The sequence below is a fragment of the Streptococcus anginosus genome (genome assembly GCF_001697145.1).
Classification (GTDB): Bacteria; Bacillota; Bacilli; order Lactobacillales; family Streptococcaceae; genus Streptococcus; species Streptococcus hominis.
In genome coordinates, this window is sequence record NZ_CP012719.1 from 1 (window position 1) to 20000 (window position 20000).

Consider the following 20000-nt stretch of genomic DNA (forward strand, 5'->3'; position numbering starts at 1 on the left):
TTATTTTTATTCTTTCAAGTCACAGAGTTATCCACTCTTATTTTATAAGAAAACCTTAATAAATCACAGAAAAAATGCCTTATTCACAATCTGTGGAAAACTTCAAAGAACAATGTGAATTTATTTCCACAGATTGTGGAAAACTTTTGCATTTTATGTTAAAATAACTTCTATGGATAATTAAATATAACGAAGATTTATTAGCAAGGAAGGAGGTTTCTTATGTCACAAGAAGCTAATTTTTGGGCGCGTGTTTTAGAATTGGCTCAAAAACAAATCAAAAAAAATACATATGATTATTTTGTTTCAGGAGCTCGGTTAATGAAAGTTGAAAATTTTCAAGCTACTGTACTTCTTGACAGTCCTGTCAAACAATTATTTTGGGATCAAAATTTAGCAGATGTCATCATTACTGCAGGTTTTGAAATTTATAATGACCAAATTACCGTACACTATATCTTTCAAGAGGAAAATGATGAAGTTACTCAATCAACAAATACAAATCATTCAGTAGTTAAACCAAGCCTTCCTCCCATTGAAACCGGGTTAAAAGCAAAATATACATTTGATAATTTTGTTCAAGGCGATGGAAATGTTTGGGCTCTATCGGCGGCACTCGCTGTTTCTGAAAATTTAGCAACAACTTATAATCCATTGTTTATCTATGGTGGACCAGGATTAGGAAAAACCCATTTACTAAATGCAATTGGAAATCAAATTTTAGAAAATATTCCTGATGCTAGAGTGAAATACATTCCTGCTGAGACTTTTATCAACGACTTTTTAGAACATCTTCGATTAGGGGAAATGGAAAGCTTTAAGAGAACTTATCGAAGCCTCGATCTTTTATTGATTGATGACATTCAGTCTTTAGGTGGAAAGAAAGTTTCTACTCAAGAAGAATTTTTCAATACTTTTAATGCTTTACATGGAGACAATAAACAAATTGTACTAACAAGTGACCGAAGTCCTGATCATCTGGATAATCTTGAAGAACGTTTAGTCACGCGCTTCAAATGGGGATTAACTCAAAACATTACTCCACCTGATTTTGAAACAAGAATCGCCATTTTACGTAATAAGATAGAAGATTTAGATTACATCTTTCCAAATGATACCTTAGAATATCTAGCAGGTCAATTTGATTCAAATGTGCGAGATTTAGAAGGTGCTCTAAATGATATTTCTCTTATGGCTAGAGTAAAAAATCTGAAAGAAATTACAATTGACGCTGCTGCTGAAGCTATTCGAGCTCGAAAACAAGATGCAAGTCAAATTTTAGTTATTCCAATTGATAAAATCCAAACAGAAGTTGGAAATTTCTATGGAGTTAGCGTTAAAGAAATGAAAGGAAGTCGTCGGGTTCAAAATATTGTCCTTGCTAGACAAGTAGCTATGTATTTGGCCCGTGAATTAACCGATAACAGTCTTCCAAAAATTGGAAGAGAATTTGGCGGTAAAGATCATACAACGGTCATACATGCTCATGGGAAAATAAAAACAATGCTAGAAATGGATGATAATCTTCGATTAGAAATAGAAAACATAAAAAATAAAATCAGATAACTGTGGATAATTGCAGAAAAAATGTTAAAGTTATTCACAATTTATAAACAGGTCTGTTTTTGTGTTCTATCGCTGATTAGGAAACTTTCCCACAAGTTTCACACAAACTACTATTACTATTAACTTAATAATCATAAAATAATAAAAGGAGTGTCTATGATTAACTTTTCAATCAATAAAAATTTATTTTTACAAGCTTTAAATACAACCAAACGCGCTATTAGTCTTAAAAATGCTATTCCAATTCTTTCTACAGTAAAAATTGATGTTACAAATGAAGGAATTACATTAATTGGTTCAAATGGACAAATTTCTATTGAAAATTTTATTTCAATTAAAAATGAAAATGCAGGGCTTTTAGTGACCTCTTCAGGCTCCATTTTACTTGAAGCAACTTTTTTCATCAATGTTGTATCAAGTCTTCCTGATGTTACACTTGATTTTAAAGAAATTGAGCAAAAGCAAATTGTTTTAACTAGTGGCAAATCAGAAATTACCTTAAAAGGAAAAGATGCAGATCAATACCCTCGTATTCAAGAAATTTCAGCAAGTAATCCTTTGGTGCTTGAAACAAGTGTTCTTAAAAATATTATTAACGAGACAGCTTTTGCAGCTAGTACACAAGAAAGTCGCCCGATTTTAACGGGGGTTCATTTTGTTTTAACAGAAAATAAAAATTTAAAGACGGTTGCAACAGACTCTCATCGGATGAGTCAAAAGAAGATTGTTTTAGAAAAAAATGGGGATAATTTTGATGTTGTTATTCCTAGTCGTTCTCTACGAGAATTTTCAGCCGTTTTTACGGATGATATTGAAACAGTAGAGATTTACTTCACAAATAATCAATTACTCTTTAGAAGTGAAAATATTAGCTTCTACACTCGGCTGTTAGAGGGAAATTATCCTGATACCGACCGTTTAATTCCAACAGAATTTACTAGTATTGTAACATTTGATAAAAATAACCTTCGTTATGCAATGGAACGCGCACGCCTTCTTTCAAATGCAACTCAAAATGGAACAGTTAAATTAGAAATTATAAATGGTGTAGTTAGTGCACATGTGAACTCTCCTGAAGTTGGCCGTGTAAATGAAGAAATTGATACTGAAAGTATATCAGGTCAAAATTTAACCATTAGTTTTAATCCAACGTATTTAATTGATTCATTGAAAGCTATTAATAGTGAAAAAGTTACAATCAGCTTTATTTCAGCTGTACGTCCATTTACTTTAGTTCCAAATGAAGATACAGAGAACTTTATTCAATTGATTACACCAGTGAGAACAAACTAATGTATGATGTAGGAAATTTTGTTGAAATGAAAAAACCACATGCTTGTACGATTAAATCTACAGGCAAAAAAGCAAATTGTTGGGAAATTATTCGAGTGGGTGCAGATATTAAAATTCGCTGTACAAATTGCCAACATATCGTAATGATGAGCCGATATGATTTTGAACGAAAACTAAAAAAAGTGCTAGGAAATTGATTTCTTAGCACTTTTTCATGATCTTATTTTAATTTTTCAAATTTACCGTCTGTAATTTCTTTAAAACCTTTACTTGTTAAGAGTTCTTTACTAGCTTTCATACTAATTTTTTTAGATTTTCTCGTATTCTTATCTGTATACATTCCAGGTAAGGTTGCTAATTTATCGAAGTCTACTTTATTAAAGTTAATTTCTACAATTTCCTTAACTCCCTTTTCTTCATAAGTGACTTTTTCTTTAATTCCCTCAATATTTTGATACATTTGAGAAGCTTTATCAATTTTGTCTTTAACATCTTCTTTTTTAGTAGCCCCTAAAGCTTTGTAAGACCAAAATGAATTAGTAGTTTGTTTTGTGACAATATCTCCTTTATAATAATAGGTTAAACGTAAGTCGTATTGCAAATTTTGATCAATTCTTTGAAATGATATCTTTTTTTCCTGAGACCCGCATGCAATGAGAGTGATGAGTGAAAAAACTGCAACAAAACCGACCAATAATGGTTTCAAATATCTTTTTTTCATAGTATTACCTCCTATACCTTAATAAAATTATAATATTTTTATAAGGAAAAAACAACATTTTACAAAAATGATTAAGTTATAAGTCAAATAGTGGTAAATATGATATAATGGTTTATTGAATTGAAAAGATGAAAGGAAGAGCGAAATGGCTTTAACAGCAGGAATTGTGGGATTGCCTAATGTTGGAAAATCCACTTTATTTAATGCAATTACAAAAGCAGGAGCAGAGGCAGCTAACTACCCCTTTGCGACGATTGACCCTAATGTTGGACGGGTAGAAGTTCCAGATGCTCGTTTGGATAAATTAACAGAGCTTATCAAACCACAGAAAAAAGTGCCAACAACTTTTGAGTTTACAGATATTGCAGGGATTGTAAAAGGAGCTTCAAAAGGAGAAGGTCTTGGAAATAAATTTTTGGCTAACATTCGTGAAGTTGATGCCATTGTTCATGTGGTTCGGGCTTTTGATGATGAAAATGTTATGCGGGAACAAGGACGTGAGTCAAGTTTTGTTGACCCAATGGCTGATATTGAAACAATTAATCTTGAGTTGATTTTAGCAGATTTAGAAAGTATCAATAAACGCTACACACGTGTAGAAAAAGTTGCTCGAACGCAAAAAGACAAAGATTCAGTAGCTGAGTTTCATGTTTTGCAAAAAATCAAACCAGTTTTAGAAAATGGTTTATCAGCTCGTACCATTGAATTTGATGAGGAAGAACAAAAGATTGTCAAAAAATTATTTTTATTGACTACAAAACCAGTGCTTTATGTTGCGAATGTTGGTGAAGACGAGGTAGCAGATCCGGATAATATTGAGTATGTTCAACAAATTCGCGAGTTTGCAGCAACTGAAAATGCAGAGGTAGTGGTTATATCTGCGCGTGCTGAAGAAGAAATTTCTGAGCTAGATGATGAAGATAAAGCTGAATTTCTTGAAGCAATGGGCTTGAACGAATCTGGGGTTGACAAATTAACCAGAGCAGCTTATCATTTATTAGGACTTGGAACTTATTTTACAGCAGGAGAAAAAGAAGTTCGAGCTTGGACATTTAAACGTGGCATGAAAGCACCACAAGCAGCTGGCATTATTCACTCAGACTTTGAGAAAGGCTTCATTCGTGCTGTAACTATGTCTTATGATGATTTAGTGAAATATGGAAGTGAAAAAGCAGTCAAAGAAGCAGGACGACTGCGTGAAGAAGGAAAAGAATATATCGTTCAAGATGGCGATATTATGGAATTTAGATTTAATGTGTAAAGCATTGTAAACTAAATATAAACGAGGTTGGAAAAACTTTTCCAGCCCTTTTGGTCTTTTTAGAGGTAAAAAATGGTAAAGATGATTGTAGGTTTGGGAAATCCTGGAGAAAAATATTTTGAAACAAGACATAATGTCGGATTTATGCTAATTGACAAAATGTGTAAAGAACAAAATTTAAAGTTTACAACTGATAAAATTTTTCAAGCAGAAATAGCTTCTACATTTTTTTATGGTGAGAAAGTGTATTTTGTCAAACCAACGACCTTTATGAATGAGAGTGGAAAGGCCGTTCATGCTCTTTTATCTTATTATGGTCTAGATATTGAAGATTTAGTGGTTATCTATGATGACTTAGATATGGAAGTAGGAAAAATACGACTTAGAGCAAAAGGATCAGCTGGTGGTCACAATGGCATCAAATCAATTATAAAACATATAGGAACCCAAGAATTTAAACGAATTAAAATTGGTATTGGTCGTCCCGAAAATAATATAACCATTATTCACCATGTGTTAGGAAAATTTTCAAAAGGAGACTATGCTATAATTTTAAATATACTTGACAAAGTTGACAGTGCTGTAAATTATTATTTACAGTCTAATAATTTTGAACAAACAATGCAACAGTACAATGGATAAAAAGATGGATATTATTGAATTATTTAATCAAAATAAACAGATAGCTGATTGGCAAAGAAATCTAAGTAAATCAACTCGGCAGTTATTAATGGGTTTGTCATCTTCAACTAAGGCTGTTACAATGGCCTCTTGTGTAGAGGAGAATCACAAAATTTTGATTTTAACGTCTACTTATAGTGAAGCAGAAAGACTTTCTAGTGACTTGATTGAATTGTTGGGAGAGGAAAAAGTATATACATTTCTTGCAGATGATACTCCGTTAGCTGAGTTTGTCTTTTCTTCTCAAGAAAAGATTTTTTCTCGTTTAGAAGCTTTAGATTTTTTATTAGATTCTCAACAATCGGGATTTTTGATAGTTAATGTGGCAGCTAGTCAACTATTTTTACCCGATCCTGTTAATTTCAATTCAGCTTATATTGATCTAAAAATAGGGCAAGAATATGAATTAAAAGATTTGATTCATCAATTGTCAAATTCGGGTTATAAGCAAGTATCACAAGTGTTTAATCAAGGGGAATTCAGTCTTCGTGGTGATATTTTAGATATTTTCGAGCGCTCTAGTCAAATACCTTTTCGGGTTGAATTTTTTGGTGATGAAGTTGATGGTATTCGTCTATTTAATCCTGAAAATCAAATTTCTATTCAAAATGTAGAACATGTGCATATTCATCCTGCTACAGATATCATATTTACTAAAGCAGATTATAAAAGTGCACAGAAAAAAATAGAAAATCTTATAGAAAAAACTGTAGATTCAGCTTCAAAATCTTATTTAGAGGAGATTTTAGCTAGTACAAAAGAACAAATTCAACATACTGATATTAGAAAATTATTGTCTTATTTTTATCAAAATGAATGGACAATTCTTGATTATCTTCCAAAACATAGCCCAATTTTCTTTGATGATTTTCAAAAAATTATGAATAGACATGCTCAGTTTCAATTAGAAGTAGCAAATTTATTGACAGAAGATTTACAAACTAGTAAATCAGTTGAAAATCAATCTTATTTTGCAGATACATATTTAATATTTAGAAAGTATAAACCAGCTACCTTCTTTTCAAATTTTCATAAAGGACTGGGAAATTTAAAATTTGATTCTCTTTATCAGTTCAATCAGTATCCTATGCAGGAATTTTTTAGTCAATTTCAGCTTTTGAAAGAAGAAATTAGTCGATATAAAAAATCTAACTACACAGTTATTATACAATCAAATTCTTTATTGACTTTACAAAGTTTACATAAAAGTTTACAAGAATATGAAATTCCACTTGATTATGTTAATGATACTAAAATTCATAAACATGCTGTTCAATTAGTAGAAGGACGTTTAATTCAAGGATTTAATTTTGTAGACGAAAAAATTGTTTTAATCACTGAATATGATATTCTGCAAAAAAAAGTAAAACGAAAAGTTCGCAGGCAAAGTATTTCTAATGCTGAACGTTTGAAAAATTATAATGAGCTGGAAAAAGGAGATTATGTTGTTCATAACGTTCATGGAATTGGGCGATATTTAGGAATTGAGACGATTGAAATTTCAGGAATTCATCGTGATTATCTCACTATTCAATATCAAAATGCAGATCGTATTTCTATTCCTGTTGATCAGATTCATCTACTTTCTAAATATGTTGCAAGTGATGGTAAAGCGCCTAAGATCAATAAATTAAATGATGGACGTTTTCAAAAAACTAAACAGAGAGTACAACATCAAGTTGAAGACATTGCTGAGGATTTAATTAAACTTTACTCAGAGAGAAGTCAATTAAAGGGATTTGCGTTTTCTAGTGATGATTCTTATCAGCAAGAATTTGATAATGATTTTCCTTATGTAGAAACAGAAGATCAGTTGCGTTCTATAAAAGAAGTTAAAAAAGACATGGAAAGTGATCATCCTATGGACCGTCTTTTAGTTGGGGATGTTGGTTTTGGGAAGACGGAAGTAGCTATGAGAGCTGCTTTTAAAGCAGTAAATGATCATAAACAAGTGGCAATTTTAGTTCCCACTACGGTTTTAGCTCAACAGCACTATACGAACTTTAAGGAGCGTTTTAACGATTTTCCTATCAACATTGAAGTATTAAGTCGTTTTAAAAGTAAATCAGAACAAAAAATAATTTTAGAAAAATTAAAAAAAGGGCAGGTGGATATTATTATTGGAACGCATCGTCTCCTGTCAAAAGATATTGTATTTGCTGATTTAGGACTCATTGTTATTGATGAGGAGCAACGTTTTGGAGTTAAGCATAAAGAAAAATTAAAAGAGTTGAAAACAAAAGTTGATGTTTTAACTTTGACGGCGACCCCTATTCCTCGTACACTCCATATGTCTATGTTAGGTATACGTGATTTATCAGTTATTGAAACTCCTCCAACAAATCGCTACCCAGTTCAAACTTATGTTTTAGAAAATAATGCAACAGTTATTCGAGATGCAGTTTTAAGAGAAATGGATCGAGGAGGACAGGTTTACTATCTTTACAATAAAGTTGACACAATGGAGCAAAAAGTTTCAGAATTGAAAGAATTGATTCCAGAAGCTTCTATTGGATATGTACATGGTCAAATGAGTGAAATTCTTCTTGAAAATACTTTACTTGATTTTATCAATGGGGAATATGATATTTTGGTGACAACGACTATTATTGAAACTGGTGTTGATATTCCTAATGTTAATACTCTTTTTATTGAAAATGCAGATTACATGGGATTGTCAACTTTATATCAATTAAGAGGGCGTATTGGTCGTAGTAATCGTATTGCTTATGCCTATCTCATGTATCGTCCTGACAAGATTTTGACAGAAATTTCTGAAAAACGTTTGGAAACTATAAAAGGATTTACAGAATTAGGCTCTGGTTTTAAAATTGCTATGCGAGATTTATCTATTCGTGGTGCTGGAAATATTTTAGGAAGTTCACAATCTGGTTTTATTGATTCTGTTGGCTTTGAAATGTATTCTCAATTATTAGAAGAGGCTATTGCTAAAAAACAAGGTAAAGAAAAAAGAAGGCAAAAAGGAAATGCTGAAATTAATTTGCAGATTGATGCCTATCTTCCTAGCGATTACATTACTGATGAAAGGCAGAAAATTGAGATTTACAAACGTATTCGCGAGATTGACAATCGTGTAAATTATGAAGAATTACAGAATGAATTGATAGATCGTTTTGGAGAATATCCAGATGTTGTTGCCTTTTTATTAGAAATTGGCCTTGTAAAGTCTTATTTAGATCAAGCTTTTGTCCAGCTTGTTGAAAAAAAGCAACAATCTGTGATTGTCCGATTTGAAAAGGTTTCTCAACAGTTTTTCTTAACTCAAGATTACTTTGAAGCTCTTTCTGTGACAAATTTAAAAGCAAGAATTTCAGAAAATAAGGGATTGATTGAAGTTATATTTGATGTAAAAAATAAAAAAGATTATGAAATTTTAGAAGGACTTTTGCAGTTTTCAGAAAAATTAGTAGAAATTAAAAATCAAAAGAAAAATTGCTAACTTTACAATTTTGTAAAGTTTCGCTTTCATCTATAATATTTTCTTAAAAAATGGTAAAATAATAAATTGAGGTAACTTTATGAGATTAGATAAATATTTAAAAGTATCCCGTATTATAAAACGTCGTCCTATTGCTAAAGAGGTGGCCGATAAGGGAAGAATTAAAGTAAATGGAATTTTAGCTAAAAGTTCAACAGATTTAAAAATCAATGATGAAATAGAGATTCGTTTTGGAAATAAAATTTTATTAGTTCGTGTTCTAGAAATGAAAGACAGTACTAAAAAAGAAGATGCCACTAAAATGTACGAAATTATAAAAGAAACAAAGGTAGAAGTAGATGGCTAGAAATATTGTTCAATTAAATAATCGCTATATACAAGATGAAAACCAACATCGCCGTTATTTAGAGCAAGAAAGAAGAAAAAAGAATCGCTTTATGGGGTGGGTGTTGATTTTAGTCATCTTATTGTTTATTTTACCGACATTTAATTTGGTTCAAAGCTATCGAAATTTATTAGAACGTCGAACACAATTGATGCATCTACAAAAGAGATACGAAGAAATAAGTAACGAAAAAGAATCTCAAAAAGCTTTTGCTAATAAATTAAAAGATGAAGAATATGCTGCTAAATATGCACGTGCTAAATATTATTATTCTAAACAAGGGGAATATATCTATACAATCCCAGGATTGTTGCCACAGTAAGGATGGAAAATTTATTAAAAACGATTGAACAATTTTTGGAGTTTTCTGATGAAAAATTAGAAGAATTATCCAGAAAGAATCAGGCTTTAAAATTAGAAGAGACTAAAAAGGAAAGGGGAGAGCATGCGTAAGTTGCTATTTCTATTATTGTTGCCAGCATTTTTTACTGCAAAAGTAGTAGTAAGTACGGAACAAGATGTCGAATTGACTGCAAAGCAACAGTATGAAATTACTAGTACGATCTACAGTAACTACTACACGGATCTTCCAACCAATCCAAATGTTTATGAGCAAATTCCAACTTATACGTCCTTAAATTTAGAAAAAGTTGCTGGGAGTTTAACTCCGAATACATCAATTAAACTTTTTGACTTACAAGTCAATGAACAAGGACTCCCAGTTTTTAAACTCGCAAATGGGCAATTTGTTCCTGCTGATAAACGAATGATTTATGATGATGTTGTCCAATCTAGTGCAGATATTTCTCAAACAATGTGGCTTAGGCAATCATTTGTAGTTTACAATCAACCTTTTGTAAATGGAACAAAGGAAGTTAAGACGAATTTATCTTCTTATCATTCGGTGAAAGTGACCCAACTTGCTGAGACGGCATCAGGAAAATATGCTCATGTTGAAAGCAAAGGTTGGATTGATGTGAAATACTTGTCTGATACAGATAATCGTATGGATAAAGTTCAAGAGATTTTAACAAGCAGGTACAATAAAGCAGACTATTCGATCTATGTAAAACAATTAGATTCTGGAAAAACTGCTGGTATAAACCCAGATTTGGAAATGTATTCTGCTAGTGTGGCAAAACTTCCTATTCTTTATTACGCTCAGAAGCAATTAAATGAAGGAAAATACAAATCATCTTCTGGTTTAAAATATATTCCTGCTGTAAATGACTATTCAGGTGCTTATGATACAGAAGGTAGTGGAAGCATTTCTAAAAAATCAGATAATAAGTCCTACAGCATTCAGGATTTGATGAACCATATTGCAAAAGAATCAGATAATGCAGCTACAAATATTTTAGGATATTATATTACTAATCAATCAGACAGCACTTATCAAGCAACAATTGAGCAAATTGCTGGGAAAAAATGGGATGTGGAAAAACGCGATGCTTCAGCAAGGATGGCAGGAAATGTGATGGAAGCTATCTATGAACAAAATGGGGACATTATCAATGCACTATCACAAACAAATTTTGATGAGCAACGTATTTCTAAAAATATAAATGTAAAAGTGGCTCATAAAATTGGGGATGCTTATGATTTTAAGCATGATGTTGCAATTGTTTATGCTAATTCTCCTTTTGTTCTGTCTATTTTTACAAATCATGCTGATTATGACATCATTTCTAAAATTGCAGATGATATTTATGAGGTTTTAAAATGATAGAACAACAATTTTTTCAAATGGTGCAAAAAAAAGGCTATTTCAGACATCATAGAAAAGTTTTACTTGCTATTTCTGGTGGACTAGATTCTATGACTTTGCTTGACTGGCTTTATAAATATCGCGAAAAACTAGAAATAGAAATTTTTCTTGCTCATATTAATCATGGAGTGAGAAAAGAATCTGATTTTGAGGAAGAAGAACTAAAAAAAATAGCAAAGAAACTTGGTGTAAGCATTTTTACATCAAGTTTTTCTGGACCATTCTCAGAACAAAAAGCGCGTGATTTTCGCTATGCTTTTTTCAAAAAAATTATGTTAGAAGAAAATTGCACAGCTTTGGTGACAGCACACCATGCTGATGACCAAGCAGAAACGATTTTTATGAGAATTCTTCGTGGCAGCCGTTTATTTCATATTTCAGGAATGAAAGAAAAACAAAAATTTGCAAATGGAGAATTGATAAGACCGTTGCTTTCTTTTCAAAAATCAAATTTCCCTCCTATTTTTCATTTTGAGGATTGGACAAATCAAGAGAACCATTATTTGCGCAATCGAATTCGAAATGAGTATTTTCCATTGTTAGAACAAGAAAATCCGCAGTTCAGGAAGCATTTAATAGAATTGGGAACAGAAATTTCTCAAATGCAAGATGCATTAGCATATTTAACTAAAAATATTGTAGCGACGAGTCTGCAGGAATTTCAATCTCAACCTTACTCTGTGCAAAGTTTTTTGCTACAGGCTTATTTAAAGAAATTTCCTGATTTGCAGCTCAGTAAAGCACATTTTTCTGATATTTTAGCAATCTTGAACAAGCAATCTAATTATCAGCAACCACTTAAAGCGGGTTACGAACTCTATAAAAATTATGATTCCTTTGAGATTCGTAAAATCAGTCCACAGTCTGATTTAAAAGTGGATTCAATTTTGTTAAAATATAACGATATTGTGGAATATGGTCATTATCGCTTTTCTTTTGGAAAAGAACTTCATGGAAAAAACATCCAAGAAGTGTTTGTTTCACGTGAAACAGAAATTTTACTTCGACATAGAAAAGAACAAGATGAAATTATTTTGAATCAACACCATAAAAAGCTTCGTCGGTATTTTATTGATCAAAAAATTCCTATAGATCAAAGAAAAAATGCTATTGTTATTGAACAAAACGGGGAAATCTTAGCAATTGCTGGAATCGTAACATGTGATTTGAGTAAGAGTCAAAAAAATGATATAATGTATAACAAACTTTATATTCAAAATTTAGATAGGTAAAGAAGATGCTAGAACAAGATATTAAGAAAGTTTTGGTTTCACATGATGAGATCGTGGCAGCAGCACAAAATTTAGGAGCTCAATTAACTAGTGATTATGCAGGGAAAAATCCTATTTTTGTAGGAATTTTAAAAGGTTCCATTCCTTTTATGGCAGAGTTGATAAAGCATGTTGATACCCATATTGAAATGGATTTTATGTTAGTGTCAAGCTATCATGGTGGAACATCTAGTAGTGGTGTTATCAATATTATTAAAGATATTGATCAAGATATTGCTGGACGTCATATTCTTTTTGTCGAAGATATTATTGATACGGGAAAAACATTGAAAAGTCTGTGTGAATTATTTAGGGAGAAAAAAGCTGCGTCTGTTAAAATTGCTACACTTTTAGACAAGCCGGCAGGACGAAAAGTTGATATTGAAGCGGATTACACATGTTTTACAATTCCAAATGAATTTGTAGTTGGTTATGGTCTAGATTTTGATGAAAACTATCGAAATCTACCATATGTAGGGGTTTTAAAAGAAGAAGTTTATACAAAATAAAAAGGTATATTGATAGATAGATGAAAAATAAACAAAATAATGGTTTTATAAAAAATCCTTTCCTATATATTTTAATCATTGTTGTTGTTATTACAGGTTTTCAGTATTTTTCAGCTGGAAGTTCTGTAGGTCGCAGTCAACAAATTAACTATACTGAGTTAGTTAAAGAAATTAGAAATGGAAATGTAAAGGATATTAGCTATCAGCCAAATGGTAGTGTTATTGAAGTTGCAGGTACTTATAAGAAAGAAAAGAAGGTAAAGGATAATAGTGGTATTCAGTTTTTTACTCCTTCTTCTACCTCTGTAAGCCGCTTTACTAGTGTTATTCTACCTTCAGACTTAACGGTAGCTGAATTACAAAAATTAGCTTCAGATAAAGGAACTGAAATCACCATTAAACGTGAAAGTTCAAGTGGTGTTTGGATTCAAGTGCTGACAACTCTGGTGCCATTTGCCATCTTTGCTTTCTTCCTGTTCTCTATGATGAATCAAGGTGGAGGCGGTGGAGCGCGTGGAGCCATGAGCTTTGGACGTAATAAAGCGCGTGCGACAAACAAAGAAGATATAAAAGTACGTTTTTCTGATGTAGCAGGTGCGGAAGAAGAAAAACAAGAACTAGTTGAGGTTGTTGAATTTCTAAAGGATCCTAAACGTTATACAAAACTAGGAGCTCGCATACCAGCTGGTGTTCTTCTTGAAGGCCCTCCAGGGACTGGTAAAACCCTTCTTGCTAAAGCAGTAGCTGGTGAGGCAGGTGTTCCATTCTTTAGTATTTCAGGTTCAGATTTCGTTGAAATGTTTGTCGGTGTCGGTGCTAGCCGTGTTCGCTCTCTTTTTGAAGATGCAAAAAAAGCAGCCCCAGCGATTATTTTTATTGATGAAATTGATGCTGTTGGTCGTCAACGTGGAGTTGGACTTGGCGGAGGAAACGATGAACGCGAACAAACCCTTAATCAACTTCTGATTGAGATGGATGGTTTTGAAGGTAATGAAGGAATTATTGTTATTGCAGCAACAAACCGTAGTGATGTGCTAGATCCGGCGCTTCTGCGTCCTGGTCGATTTGACCGTAAAGTTCTTGTTGGGCAACCAGATGTAAAAGGTCGTGAAGCTATCCTTCGTGTTCATGCTAGAAATAAACCTCTTGCTGAAGATGTTGACTTAAAACTAGTTGCTCAACAAACGCCTGGTTTTGTTGGTGCTGATTTGGAAAATGTGTTAAATGAAGCGGCTCTTGTCGCAGCGCGTCGAAATAAAAAAGTTATTGATGCTTCCGATATAGATGAAGCAGAAGATCGTGTTATTGCAGGACCGTCTAAAAAAGATAAGACAGTTTCACAACGTGATCGGCAAATTGTCGCTTATCATGAGGCAGGACATACGATTGTTGGTCTTGTTTTATCAAATGCACGTGTCGTTCACAAGGTAACCATTGTACCTCGTGGTCGTGCAGGTGGATATATGATTGCTCTTCCGAAAGAAGATCAGACTCTTTTATCTAAAGAAGATATGAAAGAGCAATTGGCAGGACTTATGGGGGGACGTGTTGCTGAAGAAATTATTTTTAACGTCCAAACTACAGGTGCTTCAAATGACTTTGAACAAGCTACACAAATGGCACGTGCGATGGTAACAGAGTATGGTATGAGTGAAAAACTCGGTCCGGTTCAATATGAAGGAAACCATGCGATGTTTGGCGCTGCGAGCCCACAAAAATCAATTTCAGAGCAAACTGCATATGAAATTGATGAAGAAGTTCGTAATTTGCTTAATGAAGCGCGCAACAAAGCAGCAGAAATTATCCAATCAAATCGCGAAAAGCATAAATTAATTGCGGAAGCTCTTCTTAAATACGAAACACTTGATAGTCATCAAATCAAATCATTATATGAAACTGGCGAAATGCCTGATGAACCAAATGCAAGTTCTTCACATGCTTTGAGCTATGATGAAGTGAAATCTCAAATGGAAGAGCAAAAACCAGAATAAATTAAAATGTTAAAGAGGCTGGGACAAAAGTCCAACCTCAAATATAAAAAGCGAACAAAACTAGTTTTCTGGTAATCAGAATTCTGCTTTGTTCGCTTTTCGCATTTAATTATAGATTTGAAGGGCTTAATAATTAAGATTTTTAAAAATTAAAATCTTTTTGTCCCAAACTCTTTAATTTTATCCGCTGAACAGCTTCAGAAGACATCTGAAGTGACAGGGATGCTGTTCACGAGACCCAAAAGAGATGCACTAAGATAAAAAATAGATAGAAGAAAACCAAAGGGTTCTCCTTCATGTTATCCTTAAAAGGTAAGTAAAAGGAAGGAGAAGGAAATGGAGTTCAAGGAGTTATATGCCAAGGTGAGAGGAATTGTGCTGAAGTGTCGGAGGGAATATTATGTCCACCTGTGGGAATTAAGCGATTGGGAACAAGAGGGCATGTTGGTGCTCTATCAGTTGGTGAGTCGCTATCCGCAGCTAGTAGAAGAAGATCATCAGCTTTATGTTTACTATAAGACCAAGTTTCGTAATCATATCTTGGACATCCTCCGTAAGCAGGAAAGTCAAAAACGCAAACTTGATCGTCAAGCTTATGAAGAAGTGAGCGAGATTGGTCACAAGCTCAGCCTAAAAGAACTATATCTGGATGAATTGGTGATTCTCCGAGACCAGCTAAAGAGCTATCAAGCTCAACTGAGCCCAGAGAAACAGGAGCAGTACGAGCGCTTACTAGCCGATGAACGGTTCAAAGGCCGCCAAGCCATGATTCGAGAATTAAGAGCCTACTTAAAGGACTATAGCGATTAAGATAAGTCAGGATTTTCCCTTTTCAAAGGTTATAAAAAGGCTAAAATTCAAGTAGAAGTTAGCAAGTCAACAAAAAAATCTGAGGTGACTTGTAGTTTAAAACTTTCTTAGGATCGTTATTAATCCAATTTTCGATGAAAGTGACTTGTTTGTGGGTTATTTTCTTAACTCCCTTAGGAAGCCATCGTCTGATAAGTCTGTACTGATTCTCGTTTGTTCCTCTTTCCCGTGAGGAGTAAGGGTGCGCGTAATAGATGTTGTCTTGTGGAAATACCTCAGCTAGTCTATTAAACTCCGTTCCATTATCAGCCGTGATGAATTTGATGGTATTAGTTTCCATAAGTGCAGTGATAGCTTGATTGACTGACGGAGCGGTTTTGTCAGAGATTAGTCGGATGAACTGGTGCCGACTTCTGAGGTCAGTGAGGGTGAGAAGGCACTGATTTTTCTGCTTGTTCAGAATGACGGTATCAATCTCATAATGCCCATTTTCAAGACGTTGGTTGATGATTTCAGGTCGTTCCTCAATAGACTACTTCCCAGCAGGTTTAAACCGTGGACTAGCTCTCTTCTTTTCAGTTTTTGGCTTTCTGGGGTAAATCAAGTCCTTGTAGGTCAGTCCTAGCTGTCCATGATGAATCCAGTAGTAGATGGTAGATATGGGGATATTGACTTTCTTTGCATTGATCATCATTTCGGGAGAGTATTTCTGCTTGATATAGTGCAAGATTTTCTCCTTGGTAGCCTTATCAAGTCGACACTTTCGGACAGACTTCTTTCTAGCTGATTCGTAACGACTTTGAGCAGTATCTGCAGAATAGAGCAGTTCAAACTTTCCCTTGCGTACTTGTTGGCGAACCAGCTCACGCTTGATGTCATTATGAATAGTTTGAGGTGCTTTTCCAAGCAAGAGAGCGATTTGACGATTTGATTTTCCCTCGTCCTTCCATTTTTCAATTAAACGGCGCTCAGCTATTGTTAAGTGCTTGCCTTTTTGGGTATAATGAGTAGGCATCTTAAAGAATCTCCTTGTGTTTGTGGTGAACTACAAGTATATCTCTTTGAGATGTTTTTCATACACTCGGAGTGGCCAACTTCATTTTAGAACTATCAAATTGGAAGAAAAAGTTTAAGAAAATAAAAAAAGATGAAAAAAGGTATTGACAAGAAGAGAAGGAGGTGATATACTAAGATAGTTGTCGCTTGAGGGGCGACAAAGACCTTTGAAAACTGAACAAGACGAACCAATGTGCAGGCGACTGTTTAAGAACAGTCCGTCAAACATTAAAAAGAAACAATAAATCTGTCAGTGACAGAAATGAGTGAGAGCTCAAACTTTATATGAGAGTTTGATCCTGGCTCAGGACGAACGCTGGCGGCGTGCCTAATACATGCAAGTAGGACGCACAGTTTATACCGTAGCTTGCTACACCATAGACTGTGAGTTGCGAACGGGTGAGTAACGCGTAGGTAACCTGCCTATTAGAGGGGGATAACTATTGGAAACGATAGCTAATACCGCATAACAGTATGTAACACATGTTAGATGCTTGAAAGATGCAATTGCATCGCTAGTAGATGGACCTGCGTTGTATTAGCTAGTAGGTAGGGTAATGGCCTACCTAGGCGACGATACATAGCCGACCTGAGAGGGTGATCGGCCACACTGGGACTGAGACACGGCCCAGACTCCTACGGGAGGCAGCAGTAGGGAATCTTCGGCAATGGGGGGAACCCTGACCGAGCAACGCCGCGTGAGTGAAGAAGGTTTTCGGATCGTAAAGCTCTGTTGTTAAGGAAGAACGAGTGTGAAAATGGAAAGTTCATACTGTGACGGTACTTAACCAGAAAGGGACGGCTAACTACGTGCCAGCAGCCGCGGTAATACGTAGGTCCCGAGCGTTGTCCGGATTTATTGGGCGTAAAGCGAGCGCAGGCGGTTAGAAAAGTCTGAAGTGAAAGGCAGTGGCTCAACCATTGTAGGCTTTGGAAACTGTTTAACTTGAGTGCAGAAGGGGAGAGTGGAATTCCATGTGTAGCGGTGAAATGCGTAGATATATGGAGGAACACCGGTGGCGAAAGCGGCTCTCTGGTCTGTAACTGACGCTGAGGCTCGAAAGCGTGGGGAGCGAACAGGATTAGATACCCTGGTAGTCCACGCCGTAAACGATGAGTGCTAGGTGTTAGGTCCTTTCCGGGACTTAGTGCCGCAGCTAACGCATTAAGCACTCCGCCTGGGGAGTACGACCGCAAGGTTGAAACTCAAAGGAATTGACGGGGGCCCGCACAAGCGGTGGAGCATGTGGTTTAATTCGAAGCAACGCGAAGAACCTTACCAGGTCTTGACATCCCGATGCTATTTCTAGAGATAGGAAGTTTCTTCGGAACATCGGTGACAGGTGGTGCATGGTTGTCGTCAGCTCGTGTCGTGAGATGTTGGGTTAAGTCCCGCAACGAGCGCAACCCTTATTGTTAGTTGCCATCATTGAGTTGGGCACTCTAGCGAGACTGCCGGTAATAAACCGGAGGAAGGTGGGGATGACGTCAAATCATCATGCCCCTTATGACCTGGGCTACACACGTGCTACAATGGCTGGTACAACGAGTCGCAAGCCGGTGACGGCAAGCTAATCTCTGAAAGCCAGTCTCAGTTCGGATTGTAGGCTGCAACTCGCCTACATGAAGTCGGAATCGCTAGTAATCGCGGATCAGCACGCCGCGGTGAATACGTTCCCGGGCCTTGTACACACCGCCCGTCACACCACGAGAGTTTGTAACACCCGAAGTCGGTGAGGTAACCGTAAGGAGCCAGCCGCCTAAGGTGGGATAGATGATTGGGGTGAAGTCGTAACAAGGTAGCCGTATCGGAAGGTGCGGCTGGATCACCTCCTTTCTAAGGAAAAAACGGAAGCCATTGAGTTTGTCTTGTTTAGTTTTGAGAGGTCTTGTGGGGCCTTAGCTCAGCTGGGAGAGCGCCTGCTTTGCACGCAGGAGGTCAGCGGTTCGATCCCGCTAGGCTCCATTAGGATAGAATCCTACTGAACTTAATAAAGAAGTGAAGTTGCATATGAGACTAACTTCTTAGGAAAAAAGATAAACTTCCTTGTGTTCGACGAACACAGCGTCAGTTTCCTATTTTTCTACAGAAGTTTTCGCAAGCGAACCGTCTCTTAATATCCTAAGATTAGCACATTGAAAATTGAATAACGATATCAAATAGTAACAAGAAAATAAACCGAAAACGCTGTGAATATTAATGAGTATATGACTGAGAGGTCAAAGATAAGGTTAAGTTAGTAAGGGCGCACGGTGGATGCCTTGGCACTAGGAGCCGAAGAAGGACGTGACAAACGACGAAATGCCTTGGGGAGCTGTAAGTAAGCGTAGATCCAGGGATATCCGAATGGGGGAACCCAGCAGGTACTACCTGTTACCCATCTCTGTTAAGGAGATGAGGAGGAAGACGCAGTGAACTGAAACATCTAAGTAGCTGCAGGAAGAGAAAGCAAAAGCGATTGCCTGAGTAGCGGCGAGCGAAAGGGCAAGAGGGCAAACCGAGAAGTTTACTTCTCGGGGTTGTAGGACTGCGATGTGGACTTAAAGATTATAGAAGAAAACCTTGGGAAAGGTTGCCAGAGAGAGTAAGAGCCTCGTATTTTAAATAGTCTTTATACCTAGCAGGATCCTGAGTACGGCGGGACACGAGGAATCCCGTCGGAATCTGGGAGGACCATCTCCCAACCCTAAATACTCCCTAGTGACCGATAGTGAACCAGTACCGTGAGGGAAAGGTGAAAAGCACCCCGGGAGGGGAGTGAAAGAGAACCTGAAACCGTGTGCCTACAACAAGTTCGAGCCCGTTAATGGGTGAGAGCGTGCCTTTTGTAGAATGAACCGGCGAGTTACGTTATGATGCGAGGTTAAGTTGAAGAGACGGAGCCGTAGGGAAACCGAGTCTGAAGAGGGCGCCATAGTATCATGACGTAGACCCGAAACCATGTGACCTACCCATGAGCAGGTTGAAGGTGAGGTAAAACTCACTGGAGGACCGCACCAGGGCACGTTGAAAAGTGCTTGGATGACTTGTGGGTAGCGGAGAAATTCCAAACGAACTTGGAGATAGCTGGTTCTCTCCGAAATAGCTTTAGGGCTAGCGTCGACAGAAAGATTCTTGGAGGTAGAGCACTGTTTGGGTGAGGGGTCCATCCCGGATTACCAATCTCAGATAAACTCCGAATGCCAAAGAATTATGGTCGGCAGTCAGACTGCGAGTGCTAAGATCCG

Annotated in this window: 15 protein-coding genes, 1 tRNA gene, 2 rRNA genes and 1 pseudogene (1 of these 19 running past the window's edge); 17 read left to right on the forward strand and 2 right to left on the reverse strand. The window is 35.9% G+C overall.

What is annotated here, in order from left to right; all coding sequences use genetic code 11:
• The first annotated feature begins 222 nt into the window (after positions 1 to 222).
• The 3 genes from dnaA (at position 223) to SanJ4206_RS00015 (ending at position 3056) form a co-directional block, all read left to right on the forward strand.
• Positions 223 to 1566, forward strand: a complete 1344-nt coding sequence (gene dnaA / locus SanJ4206_RS00005; protein WP_003029515.1) for a chromosomal replication initiator protein DnaA — start codon at positions 223 to 225, stop codon at positions 1564 to 1566.
• A gap of 156 nt (positions 1567 to 1722) precedes the next feature.
• A complete protein-coding gene (gene dnaN / locus SanJ4206_RS00010; protein ID WP_003029513.1) occupies positions 1723 to 2859 on the forward strand; it encodes a DNA polymerase III subunit beta in 1137 nt (378 codons plus the stop codon).
• Complete coding sequence (locus SanJ4206_RS00015; protein WP_003029511.1) at positions 2859 to 3056, forward strand: DUF951 domain-containing protein; 198 nt, start codon at positions 2859 to 2861, stop codon at positions 3054 to 3056. The genes dnaN and SanJ4206_RS00015 overlap by 1 nt, the downstream gene beginning before the upstream one ends.
• Before the next feature lie 23 nt (positions 3057 to 3079).
• Here SanJ4206_RS00015 and SanJ4206_RS00020 read toward each other — a convergent pair whose 3' ends face one another.
• Complete coding sequence (locus tag SanJ4206_RS00020) at positions 3080 to 3580, reverse strand: YehR family lipoprotein (RefSeq protein ID WP_003029510.1); 501 nt, start codon at positions 3578 to 3580, stop codon at positions 3080 to 3082.
• A gap of 145 nt (positions 3581 to 3725) precedes the next feature.
• Here SanJ4206_RS00020 and ychF point away from each other — a divergent pair, with 145 nt between their 5' ends.
• The 11 genes from ychF to SanJ4206_RS00075 all read left to right on the forward strand — a co-directional run bounded on the left by ychF (position 3726) and on the right by SanJ4206_RS00075 (position 15716).
• Positions 3726 to 4841 (forward strand): redox-regulated ATPase YchF, encoded by a 1116-nt coding sequence (gene ychF / locus SanJ4206_RS00025; RefSeq protein ID WP_003029509.1) that lies wholly within the window; start codon positions 3726 to 3728, stop codon positions 4839 to 4841.
• A 72-nt stretch (positions 4842 to 4913) separates the two neighbouring features.
• Positions 4914 to 5483, forward strand: coding sequence for an aminoacyl-tRNA hydrolase (pth, locus tag SanJ4206_RS00030; RefSeq protein ID WP_003029507.1), 570 nt, complete (start codon positions 4914 to 4916; stop codon positions 5481 to 5483).
• Complete coding sequence (gene mfd / locus SanJ4206_RS00035; RefSeq protein WP_003029505.1) at positions 5476 to 8982, forward strand: transcription-repair coupling factor; 3507 nt, start codon at positions 5476 to 5478, stop codon at positions 8980 to 8982. Before pth ends, mfd begins: the two co-directional genes overlap by 8 nt.
• Positions 8983 to 9061: 79 nt before the next feature.
• Entirely contained in the window at positions 9062 to 9328 is a 267-nt protein-coding gene (locus SanJ4206_RS00040) for an RNA-binding S4 domain-containing protein (protein WP_003029504.1), read from the forward strand.
• Complete coding sequence (locus SanJ4206_RS00045; RefSeq protein WP_003029503.1) at positions 9321 to 9689, forward strand: septum formation initiator family protein; 369 nt, start codon at positions 9321 to 9323, stop codon at positions 9687 to 9689. The genes SanJ4206_RS00040 and SanJ4206_RS00045 overlap by 8 nt, the downstream gene beginning before the upstream one ends.
• 2 nt (positions 9690 to 9691) lie before the next feature.
• Positions 9692 to 9820: an SP_0009 family protein gene (locus SanJ4206_RS10035; RefSeq protein WP_003026834.1), complete on the forward strand. Its 129-nt coding sequence runs from the start codon at positions 9692 to 9694 to the stop codon at positions 9818 to 9820.
• A complete protein-coding gene (locus SanJ4206_RS00055; protein ID WP_003029501.1) occupies positions 9813 to 11093 on the forward strand; it encodes a serine hydrolase in 1281 nt (426 codons plus the stop codon). The genes SanJ4206_RS10035 and SanJ4206_RS00055 overlap by 8 nt, the downstream gene beginning before the upstream one ends.
• Positions 11090 to 12367, forward strand: coding sequence for a tRNA lysidine(34) synthetase TilS (gene tilS, locus SanJ4206_RS00060; protein ID WP_003029499.1), 1278 nt, complete (start codon positions 11090 to 11092; stop codon positions 12365 to 12367). Before SanJ4206_RS00055 ends, tilS begins: the two co-directional genes overlap by 4 nt.
• 5 nt (positions 12368 to 12372) lie before the next feature.
• Entirely contained in the window at positions 12373 to 12915 is a 543-nt protein-coding gene (gene hpt, locus SanJ4206_RS00065) for a hypoxanthine phosphoribosyltransferase (protein WP_003029498.1), read from the forward strand.
• A 20-nt stretch (positions 12916 to 12935) separates the two neighbouring features.
• Positions 12936 to 14906 carry an ATP-dependent zinc metalloprotease FtsH gene (ftsH, locus tag SanJ4206_RS00070; protein WP_003029496.1) on the forward strand — a complete coding sequence of 657 codons (1971 nt, stop codon included), beginning with the start codon at positions 12936 to 12938 and terminating at the stop codon, positions 14904 to 14906.
• 336 nt (positions 14907 to 15242) lie between these two features.
• Entirely contained in the window at positions 15243 to 15716 is a 474-nt protein-coding gene (locus tag SanJ4206_RS00075; protein WP_022525268.1) for a sigma-70 RNA polymerase sigma factor region 4 domain-containing protein, read from the forward strand.
• A gap of 58 nt (positions 15717 to 15774) precedes the next feature.
• On the opposite strand, the pseudogene SanJ4206_RS00080 reads toward SanJ4206_RS00075, so the two are convergent.
• Positions 15775 to 16731, reverse strand: a pseudogene (locus SanJ4206_RS00080) (IS30 family transposase).
• A 322-nt stretch (positions 16732 to 17053) separates the two neighbouring features.
• Between SanJ4206_RS00080 and SanJ4206_RS00085 the strand changes: the two are divergent.
• From SanJ4206_RS00085 to SanJ4206_RS00095, 3 genes are all read left to right on the forward strand, one after another.
• Positions 17054 to 18609: ribosomal RNA gene (locus tag SanJ4206_RS00085) — 16S ribosomal RNA — on the forward strand.
• Positions 18610 to 18665: 56 nt separating this feature from the next.
• Positions 18666 to 18738 (forward strand) — tRNA-Ala (locus SanJ4206_RS00090).
• Positions 18739 to 19002: 264 nt separating this feature from the next.
• Positions 19003 to 20000: ribosomal RNA gene (locus tag SanJ4206_RS00095) — 23S ribosomal RNA — on the forward strand; it runs 1903 nt beyond the window's last position.
• Together the 16S and 23S rRNA genes with 1 tRNA gene alongside form the textbook arrangement of a ribosomal RNA operon.